This is a genomic window from uncultured Salinisphaera sp. (assembly GCF_964012375.1).
Classification (GTDB): Bacteria; Pseudomonadota; Gammaproteobacteria; order Nevskiales; family Salinisphaeraceae; genus Salinisphaera.
The window spans coordinates 1-9,271 of sequence record NZ_CAXGSH010000122.1 but is presented as its reverse complement, the minus strand read 5'-3'; the positions used below and the strand labels follow the sequence as shown (position 1 = coordinate 9,271).

The 9,271-nt window shown below is 63.4% G+C and carries 9 protein-coding genes; 8 read left to right on the top strand and 1 reads right to left on the bottom strand.

Going from position 1 to position 9,271, the window contains the following annotated elements; genetic code table 11:
- On the bottom strand, positions 1–129 hold a 129-nt coding region (locus ABNU97_RS16150; protein ID WP_348767706.1), incomplete at its 3' end, for a co-chaperone GroES.
- A gap of 290 nt (positions 130–419) precedes the next feature.
- Here ABNU97_RS16150 and ABNU97_RS16145 point away from each other — a divergent pair.
- From ABNU97_RS16145 to ABNU97_RS16110, 8 genes are all read left to right on the top strand, one after another.
- Positions 420–1,706 (top strand): acetyl-CoA C-acetyltransferase, encoded by a 1,287-nt coding sequence (locus ABNU97_RS16145; protein WP_348767705.1) that lies wholly within the window; start codon positions 420–422, stop codon positions 1,704–1,706.
- Positions 1,707–2,010: 304 nt separating this feature from the next.
- Entirely contained in the window at positions 2,011–3,348 is a 1,338-nt protein-coding gene (locus ABNU97_RS16140) for a sodium-dependent transporter (RefSeq protein ID WP_348767704.1), read from the top strand.
- A 44-nt stretch (positions 3,349–3,392) separates the two neighbouring features.
- Positions 3,393–4,733: a sodium:alanine symporter family protein gene (locus tag ABNU97_RS16135; protein ID WP_348767703.1), complete on the top strand. Its 1,341-nt coding sequence runs from the start codon at positions 3,393–3,395 to the stop codon at positions 4,731–4,733.
- A 107-nt stretch (positions 4,734–4,840) separates the two neighbouring features.
- Entirely contained in the window at positions 4,841–5,842 is a 1,002-nt protein-coding gene (gene hemH / locus ABNU97_RS16130) for a ferrochelatase (protein ID WP_348767702.1), read from the top strand.
- 58 nt (positions 5,843–5,900) lie between these two features.
- Complete coding sequence (sohB, locus tag ABNU97_RS16125; RefSeq protein WP_348767701.1) at positions 5,901–6,956, top strand: protease SohB; 1,056 nt, start codon at positions 5,901–5,903, stop codon at positions 6,954–6,956.
- Positions 6,957–7,093: 137 nt separating this feature from the next.
- The gene (locus ABNU97_RS16120) at positions 7,094–8,506 is read left to right on the top strand and encodes a DegQ family serine endoprotease (RefSeq protein WP_348767700.1); all 1,413 of its coding nucleotides are present in this window, start codon (positions 7,094–7,096) and stop codon (positions 8,504–8,506) included.
- Between the two features lie 121 nt (positions 8,507–8,627).
- The gene (locus ABNU97_RS16115) at positions 8,628–8,825 is read left to right on the top strand and encodes a hypothetical protein (RefSeq protein ID WP_348767699.1); all 198 of its coding nucleotides are present in this window, start codon (positions 8,628–8,630) and stop codon (positions 8,823–8,825) included.
- Positions 8,826–8,837: 12 nt separating this feature from the next.
- Positions 8,838–9,164 carry a cell division protein ZapA gene (locus tag ABNU97_RS16110; protein ID WP_348767698.1) on the top strand — a complete coding sequence of 109 codons (327 nt, stop codon included), beginning with the start codon at positions 8,838–8,840 and terminating at the stop codon, positions 9,162–9,164.
- Positions 9,165–9,271 lie beyond the last annotated feature (107 nt).

Here is a 9,271-nt window from a genome sequence, read left to right as displayed (position 1 = left end):
GACCGCGACGACTTCGCCGCGCTGAGGCTTTTCGGCCGCCGTATCGGGAATGACGATACCCCCGGCCGTCTTCTGCTCTTCCTCGAGCCGCTTGATGACGACACGGTCATGTAAAGGACGGATATTCATGCCACCCTTCTCCTCGAAACGTAGGTTGTTGATCAAAAAACTTCATGCCGACGTGCCGTTTTCGGCCGCCGGGAGAAACCGCCACCATTGACGATCTCAATCACCGCCATTGATGCGGCCGTGGGATCGCCTTTCAAGAGCGCGCCTCTATTTTTTTATTTCCGGCGCTCCTCGCAGCGACCCGATCGAGGCCGGATTTGAAAGGGCTTCTTGTCACTTTGCACTGCAGCAATTATCTTGTGACCGTCAATCACCTCGCCAGCACGACGCTGGCGAAACTGGAGGGATCAATGGCCGAGAACATGCCACGCCGGGTCGCCATCGTCGGCGGTGCCCGTATTCCGTTCTGCCGCTCGAACACCAAATATTCGCATCAGTCCAATCAGGACCTGCTGACCGCCTCGTTCAAGGCGCTGTCCGAAAAATACAAACTCGCCGGCAAGAAGATCGGCGAAGTCGCCGGCGGCGCCGTGCTCAAACACGCCCGCGACTTCAACCTGACGCGTGAAGCGGTTCTCGGTACCGATCTCGACCCGCACACTCCGGCCTTCGACGTACAGCAGGCCTGCGGCACCAGCCTCGAGGCCACCCTGCTGATCGCCAACAAGATCGCCATGGGCCAGATCGATTGCGGCATCGCCGGCGGCGTGGACACCACCTCCGATGCCCCGATCGCCATCAACGAGGATCTGCGCAAGATCCTGCTCGACGTCAACCGCGCCAAGACCGGCGGCGAACGCGCCAAGCTGCTGGCCAAACTGCGCCCGCGTCATCTGGTGCCGAACTTCCCCGGCGTGTCCGAGCCGCGCACCGGCCTGTCCATGGGCGAGCACTGCGAGCTCATGGCCAAGGAATGGAAGATCTCGCGCAAGGCCCAGGATGAACTGGCCGTGGCCAGCCACAAGGCGGCGGCCCAGGCCTACGTCGACGGCTTCTACGACGACCTGGTCTTCCCCTATCTTGGCGTGGAACGCGACAACAACCTGCGCCCGGATACCAGCGTGGAGAAGCTGGCCAACCTCAAGCCGGCCTTCGACAAGGAAAACGGCACGCTCACCGCGGCCAACTCCACGCCGCTGACCGACGGCGCGTCCTCGGTGTTTCTGTGCAGCGAAGAGTATGCCGAGGCCAACGGCCTGCCGGTGCAGGCGTTCTTCACGCCCTATTCGCGCACCGCGGCCGTGGACTTCGTCGACGGCGGCGAAGGCCTGCTGATGTCGCCCACCTATGCCGTCGCCGACATGCTTGACGCCGCCGGGCTGACCCTGCAGGACTTCGATTTCTACGAAATTCACGAAGCCTTTGCTGCACAGGTTCTGTGCACGCTCAAGGCGTGGGAATCCAAGAAATACTGCAAGGAGCGTCTGGGACGCGACACGCCGCTGGGCTCGATCGATACCAGCAAACTCAACGTCAAGGGTTCCTCGGTCGCACTCGGCCATCCGTTTGCTGCCACCGGCACCCGTATCGTGGCCACCCTGGCCAAGATTCTCGACGAGAACGGTGGCGGGCGCGGCCTGATCTCGATCTGTGCGGCCGGCGGTCAGGGCGTAACCGCGATTCTGGAAAAGCCCTAGCAGTACGGGCGCGCGATCAGCGCGCCCCGCTCCTGCACTGAATTAAAGACGGGCTTTCGAGCCCGTCTTTTTTTTGGGCGCCCGGTACTTGTCTGCGCCGAATGGATACGGGACAGTACGCGATCAAGCTGGCACGATCCCAAAACGATGCCGGCCCTACCTATCACAAGACTCGGCACGAATAGTGCAAGACGCTCACGAAGCCGGTAACGGCGCTTGTGATCGCCATGCGTGGCAACACCACAGGGGGAACAATGAAGGATAGCCAGACGATGACCCGCTTTATCTCCGGCGGCATACAGCCATGACTGTGGCGCGCGAACACTGGGGCAGTCGCCTGGGCTTCATCATGGCCTCGGCCGGCTCGGCCGTCGGTCTCGGCAACGTCTGGAAATTCCCCTACATGGCCGGCGAGAACGGCGGCGGCGCGTTTCTGATCATCTATCTGGGCTGCGTCGTCTTTTTCGGCTTCGCGCTGGTGATGGCCGAACTGCTCATCGGCCGCATGACCCAGAGCAACCCTGTCGGTGCGTTTCGCAAGCTGGGCGGGCGCGGTTGGCCGATGGTTGGAGCGATGGGCGTGCTGACCGCCTTTATCATTCTGTCGTTCTATATCGTCGTGGCCGGCTGGACCCTCGCCTATATCCTGTTCATGGGCGAGAACACCTTCAGCGGGCTGAACATCGATGAAAGCACCGCAATCTTCAACGGCTTTGTCGCCGCGCCTATCCAGCCGCTCATCTATGCCGCGATCTTTACCGTGCTGATGGTCGGCGTGGTGCTCGGCGGCGTCGCCTCCGGTATCGAGCGCGCATCCAAATGGCTCATGCCGTTGCTGTTCGTTCTGCTCGTGGTGCTGGCTATCCGTGCAGTCAGCCTGCCGGGCGCCGGTGACGGGGTGGCGTTTTATCTGATGCCCGACTGGAGTCGGGTCACCGCGAGCACCTGGGGCGGCGCGATCAGCCAGGCCTTCTTCTCGCTGTCGCTGGGCATGGGCGCCATGCTCACCTATGGCTCGTATATGTCGCGCGAACAGAATCTGCCCCGCGATGCGTCGCTGGTCGTAGGCCTGGACACGCTGGTCGCCCTTCTCGCCGGCCTGGTCATCCTGCCGGCGGTATTCTCGGCGGGCATGGAGCCCAGCGCCGGCGCCGGCCTGACCTTCATGACCCTGCCAACGGTATTCGCAGAAATGCCGGCCGGTGCGATATTCGGGCTGGCCTTCTTTGTGCTGTTGGCGATCGCCGCCCTCACCTCGGCGGTATCGCTGCTGGAAGTGGTGGTCAGCTATCTGGTGGACGACAAGGGCTTCACTCGCGCCACCGCCGCCAGCACGGCCGGCGTCGTGATCTTCTTACTGGGCATTCCCATTTCGCTGTCGCAGGGCATCTGGAAAGAAATCACGATCGCCGGGATGACCTTTCTCGACTTCGCCGATTTCTTGACCGCCCAGGTCATGATGCCGATAGGCGGTCTGCTGATCGCGCTGTTCGTTGGCTGGCGCCTGGGGCCGCGCGCCGTCGAAGCGCTGAAGTCGCATCCGGATCAACGCTTGCCGCTGGCCGGGCTCTGGCTGTTCATCCTTCGGTTCGTCGCACCTCTGGGCATTGCATGGATTCTCGCCCAGGGCTTATTTGAGTAACGTCATCCGGGCTGCGAGCGCAGCCCATTCAGGGGGATTCGATCATGGAAACACTCACGAACGCACTGAGCACGATCAGTAGCTGGGTCTGGGGCCCGGTGATGCTGATTTTGCTGCTGGGTACCGGTATCTATCTGACCGTGGGCCTGCGTGGCATCCCGCAACGCAAGCTCGGCTACGGGTTTTCCATGCTGTTTGCGGGCCGCAAGCAAAGCACGGAGCCCGGTGACATCACCCCGTTCCAGGCGCTGGCCACCGCACTGGCCGCCACGGTGGGTACCGGCAACATTGCCGGCGTGGCCACCGCGATCCACCTGGGCGGCCCGGGCGCGATCTTCTGGATGTGGGTGACCGCCATCGTCGGCATGGCAACCAAGTACGGCGAAGCCGTGCTGGCCGTGAAGTACCGCGAAACCAACGCCGAGGGCGCCTACGTGGGCGGGCCCATGTACTACATTCGCAACGGCCTGGGCGCCAACTGGAAATGGCTTGCCTTCCTGTTCGCGCTGTTTGCCACCGTGGCCGCCTTCGGTATCGGCAACACCGTGCAGTCCAACTCGGTATCGCAGGTATTCGACGAAACCCTTTCGGTGCCGCGCTGGATAACCGGACTGGTGATGGCGACCGCCGTATTCGCGGTGATCATCGGCGGGCTCAAGCGCCTGGCCAGTGTGACCGACAAGCTCGTTCCGGTGATGGCAGTGATCTATGTCATCGGCGCGGCGCTTGTGCTCTTGCTCAACGCCGGGGAGATTCCCGCCGCGATCGGCCTGATCTTCTCCGACGCATTTACCGGCACCGCAGCAACCGGCGGCTTCGCCGGCGCCGGTATCCTCATGGCGATTCGTTTCGGCGTGGCCCGCGGCATCTTCTCCAACGAGGCCGGCCTGGGCAGCGCGCCTATCGCCCATGCCGCCGCGCGTACCGACAGCCCGGTGCGCCAGGGCGTGGTCGCCATGCTGGGCACCTTCATCGACACGATCGTGGTCTGCACCATGACCGCGCTGGTGATCATCGCCACCGGCGCGTGGTCGTCCGGTACCACCGGCGCGCAGCTGTCCGCGGAAGCGTTCAATGCCGGCATGCCCGGCCCCGGCCACTTTATCGTGAGCTTCGGCATGGTGGTCTTCGCCTTTTCGACCATGCTGGCCTGGAGCTACTACGGCGAACGCACCGCCGAGTATCTGTTCGGCTCGCGTATCGTCATGCCCTACCGGCTGATCTGGGTGGTGGCGGTATTCGTGGGTGCCGTGGCCGAGCTGGATCTGGTCTGGCTGATTGCCGACGTCATGAACGCGCTCATGGCCATTCCCAACCTCATCGCGCTGGTTCTGCTCGCGCCGGTGGTGTTCAAGCTGACCCGCACGTATTTCGATAAAGCATAAGCATCTGCACAAGCGGTAGAATCGGGTACGGGATGCAGCCGTTCGGTTGCATCCCGTACCATTGCCCCTAAATATCGTAGCCCGCGAAACGATAGCGAGAGGACATCATGAATTCCCGCCGCGCGCAGCGCCCGATCGGTGTGCTTTTCACCAATCTGGGCACCCCCGACGACACCTCCGTTCCTGCCGTTCGCCGCTATCTGGCCGAATTTTTGAGCGACCGCCGCGTGGTCGATCTCAATCGTGCGCTCTGGCTGCCCATTCTGTACGGCATCATCCTCACATTCCGGCCCAAGAACTCGGCCGAAGGCTATCGCTCCGTCTGGACCGACGAAGGCTCGCCGTTGCTGGTCTACGCGCGCCGCCAGGCCGAACGTATTCAGGCGCGGCTCGATCAGGAAGTCGAGCGCCCGGTGCATGTGGCGCTTGCCATGCGCTACGGCAATCCGTCGATTGAGGCCGGCCTGCGCGAGCTGGATGCGGCCGGCTGCAAACAGGTCCTGGTCCTACCGGCCTATCCGCAGTATTCCGCGACCACCGTCGCGACCACCTTCGACAAGATCGGCGAAGTACTGGCCGAGTGGCCCGAGCCGCCCGCGCTGCGCCAGATCAACCGCTATCACGACGAACCGGCCTATATCGAAGCGCTGGCCGCATCGGTGCGTGAACACTGGGCCGAGCACGGGCGCGCGGAAAAGCTGGTGCTGTCTTTTCACGGCATCCCCAAGCGCTATGTAAAAAACGGCGACCCCTATCCGCGCGATTGCGGTATCACCGCCCAGCTGCTGGCTGCCGAACTCGGGCTGTCGCGCACCGAATACAAGGTCTGCTTTCAGTCACGCTTTGGCCGCGAGCCCTGGCTGCAGCCGTATCTGGACGAGACCATGAAGGCCTGGGGCAAGGCCGGCATGAAGAGCGTGGACGTAATGTGCCCGGGCTTTTCTTCCGACTGCCTGGAGACGCTGGAAGAGATCAAGGAAGAAAACCGCGAATATTTCGAAGAAGCCGGTGGCGGTTCCCTGCGGTATATTCCCGCCCTCAACGACCGCGAAGATCACGTGGAGATGTTCACCCGCCTGATCAAGCGCGAACTTTCGGGCTGGATCTGACCGCCGGGCGCTGGCGCGCGCCGGCGCCGAGCCCTGCCCCCAGAGGATAATCGACGCCATGGAGTTGATCGCCGACTTTGCCATGAATTACGGCCTGTTCCTGGCCAAGGCCGTGACCGTGGTCATTGCCCTTGCCCTGGCCGTGGGCTGGATACTGAGCCTGATCGGCCAGGCCCGGGCCGAACGCGACGGCGACCGGCTGAGCATCACCCACGTCAACGATCGCCTTGATCGTATGGCCGAAACGCTCAATGCCACCCTGCTCAACGACAGCGAGCGCAAGGCCCGCGCCAAGCGCAAGAAGGTAGAAGACAAACAGCGGCGCAAGGCGGAGAAGCTGGGCAAGCGGCATGAGCCGGCCCGCCTGTTCGTGCTCGACTTCGACGGCGATATCCGGGCCTCGGCGGTGGAGTCGCTGCGCGACGAGATTACCGCCGTCATGCAGGTGGCCGAGGCCGGCGACGAGGTGCTGGTACGGCTCGAGTCCGCCGGCGGCATGGTCCACAGCTATGGTTTGGCCGCGTCGCAGCTGGCCCGCCTGCGCGACGCGGGCGTGCGCCTGACCATCTGCGTGGATCGCCTGGCCGCCAGCGGCGGCTATATGATGGCCTGCGTGGGCGAGCGTATCGTCGCCGCGCCGTTCTCCATCATCGGCTCCATCGGCGTGGTCGCGCAGATCCCCAACTTTCACCGGCTACTCAAGGACAAGCAGATCGATTTCGAAATGCATACGGCCGGCGACTACAAGCGCACGCTGACCGTTTTCGGCGAAAACACCGAAGAAGGCCGGGCCAAGTTTCGGGAGGAACTCGAAGACACGCACGGTCTGTTCAAGCATTTTGTATCGCGGTATAGGCCGAACCTCGATATCGACCGTGTCGCGACCGGCGAGCACTGGTACGGCAGCCAGGCGCTCACGCTGGCGCTGATCGACGAAGTAGCAACCAGCGACGACGTCATGCTCGCCGCCGCCCGCGACGGTCGCGACGTATTCACCGTGGCCATGAAGCACAACAGCGGCTTTCTGGCCCGGATCGCCGAACAATCGCGGCTGGCCATCAGCCGCAGCCTGAGCGAAAGCGGACTGGCCAAGGTGGTCCATCGTGCGCAATAGGCATGCATCGGTAAATTACATGCAATAACCATGTTTCTGCGCGCGGCATGAAACTCGACCACCCTGCGATGGTCTTAGCTGCGGGACGACCCGGGGTACGCCGGTCGTATGGTGAACACACCAACGAGAAAAGACCTATGACGCCAATGAACAAGCGGATCAACGCGCTCTTTCTTTCCTGTCTGCTGCTGTTATGCATGAGCAGCGTCCATGCGGCAGTGCCAAGCGGCATGCTGGCCGGCGACAACCCGTCGCTCGCGCCCATGCTCGACGAGGCCCTGCCGGCCGTGGTCAACGTGGTCGTGACCGGCAAACCCCAGCAGATGCCGGACAACCCGCTGTTCAACGACCCCTTCTTCCGTCGCTTTTTCGACGTGCCCGATCAACAGCAGCGCCAGACACCGCGCCAGCCCACCGCGGCGGGTTCCGGCGTGATCGTCGATGCCGACAAGGGCTATGTGCTGACCAACCACCACGTGGTCACCGATGCCGAGAAGATCGTGGTCCGCCTCAACGACAACCGCGAATACGACGCCAAGCTCATCGGCGACGACCCGGAAACCGATATCGCGGTATTGCAGATCAAGACCGACGACAAACTCACCGAACTGCCCATCGCCAACTCCGACGATCTGCGCGTCGGCGATTTCGTGGTCGCGATCGGCAACCCGTTCGGCCTGCGCCAGACCGTGACTTCCGGCATTGTCAGCGGGCTCGGCCGGCACGGGCTCGGCAACCGCTATGAAGACTTCATCCAGACCGATGCCTCGATCAACCCCGGCAATTCCGGCGGCGCCCTGGTCAACCTGAAAGGCGAGCTGGTGGGCATCAACAGCGCCATCCTGTCGCGCACCGGCGGCAATATCGGCATCGGATTCGCCATTCCCAGCAATCTGGTGAACAGCGTCTACCAGCAGATCGCCGAGAATGGCGAGGTGCGGCGCGGACGTCTGGGCGTGGTCGGCCAGAACCTGACCGCCGATCTGGCCTCGGCATTCGACCTGGACATCAATCAGGGCGTGGTCGTGGCCCAGGTCATGCCGGACTCGCCGGCGGCCAAGGCCGGCATCAAGGAGCGTGACGTGATTACGCAGGTCAACGGCAAGGACATCGACGACTTCTCGCAGCTGGCCAACGCCATCGGCCTGAAGGCGCCGGGCGACAAGGTCTCGATCACCCTGTTGCGCAACGGCAAGCAACGCGAGGTCAAGGCCACGCTCGGCAACGCGGCGGACGCGCCCGACAGCGTCGGCGGCGATAGCGCCAGCGCCGAAAGCGACCTCGCCGCGGGCCTGCAAGGCGCCACCTTCGGGCCGCTCACCGACGACAACCCGCTGGCCGGGGAAGTCGAAGGCGTGGTGGTCAAAGACGTCGAGCGCGGCTCCGCGGCAGCCCGTGCCGGCCTGCGCCCGGGCGATGTGATCACCTCGATCAACCGCCAGCCGGTCAAGGACGTCTCGCAGCTGTCCAAGCTGGCCGGCCCGGACGTCAAGCAGCTGCTGCTGCACGTTCGCCGCGGCGGTGGCGCATTGTTCCTGCTTATCCGTTAACGAACGCGCCACGATCTTCGCGATCGTTGATGCAAGGCCCGGCATTCGCCGGGCCTTCTTTTTGCATATTTCCCGCAGCGCCCGGTGCCGGCTATACTCGGGTACACATCCAGGGAGCGTTATGAGCCAGTTTGAGATCGCCCACTTCGAGGATCGCGTCGAAGCCTTGATCGAGGCCTATCGCGCGCTGCTGCGCGACTACGAGGAACTCAAGACCTCCTACGAGCAAGAACAGGCCCGCAACCGGGAAACGCGCGAGCGTCTCAACGGCGTGATCGAACGCATTCGCGCGCTCGAAGCGGAAGCCGACAACGCGTAACGGATACATCCCATGCCGCCAGAAAAACAATCCGCGCTGACCATCCGTATTCTGGGGCGCGACTACTCCATCGCCTGCCCTGAAGGCGAACGCGAGGCCTTGCTCAACTCGGCCGAGTATCTGTCGCGGCGCATGCACGCGATCCAGCGCAAGGGCAAGACGCTGGGCGTGGAACGCATTGCCGTCATGGCCGCGCTCAATATCGCCCGCGACCTGATCGCGGCGGAACGCCGGCTCGAACGCCAGGAAGCCGGCCTGCCGGCCACCGACGGCGAAATCACCGAGCGCCTGTCGCAGCTGCAGCTGCATATCGACTCGGCGCTCAAGGAACCCAACTAGGGAAGCTCTGCACAACCGGTCACGGTCGCGCCGGGTGCTTTGCGCGTGATTGACAGACAAGTGAGAGCGTAGCGTGCCCGAGCCAATAACAAGTGGCACGGTAGCGA

Bases quoted from the DNA above. Each gene is read 5' to 3' on its own strand.
- ABNU97_RS16145 (WP_348767705.1), top strand. From the start codon at position 420: ATGGCCGAGAACATGCCACGCCGGGTCGCCATCGTCGGCGGTGCCCGT.
- ABNU97_RS16140 (WP_348767704.1), top strand. From the start codon at position 2,011: ATGACTGTGGCGCGCGAACACTGGGGCAGTCGCCTGGGCTTCATCATG.
- ABNU97_RS16135 (WP_348767703.1), top strand. From the start codon at position 3,393: ATGGAAACACTCACGAACGCACTGAGCACGATCAGTAGCTGGGTCTGG.
- hemH (WP_348767702.1), top strand. From the start codon at position 4,841: ATGAATTCCCGCCGCGCGCAGCGCCCGATCGGTGTGCTTTTCACCAAT.
- sohB (WP_348767701.1), top strand. From the start codon at position 5,901: ATGGAGTTGATCGCCGACTTTGCCATGAATTACGGCCTGTTCCTGGCC.
- ABNU97_RS16120 (WP_348767700.1), top strand. From the start codon at position 7,094: ATGACGCCAATGAACAAGCGGATCAACGCGCTCTTTCTTTCCTGTCTG.
- ABNU97_RS16115 (WP_348767699.1), top strand. From the start codon at position 8,628: ATGAGCCAGTTTGAGATCGCCCACTTCGAGGATCGCGTCGAAGCCTTG.
- ABNU97_RS16110 (WP_348767698.1), top strand. From the start codon at position 8,838: ATGCCGCCAGAAAAACAATCCGCGCTGACCATCCGTATTCTGGGGCGC.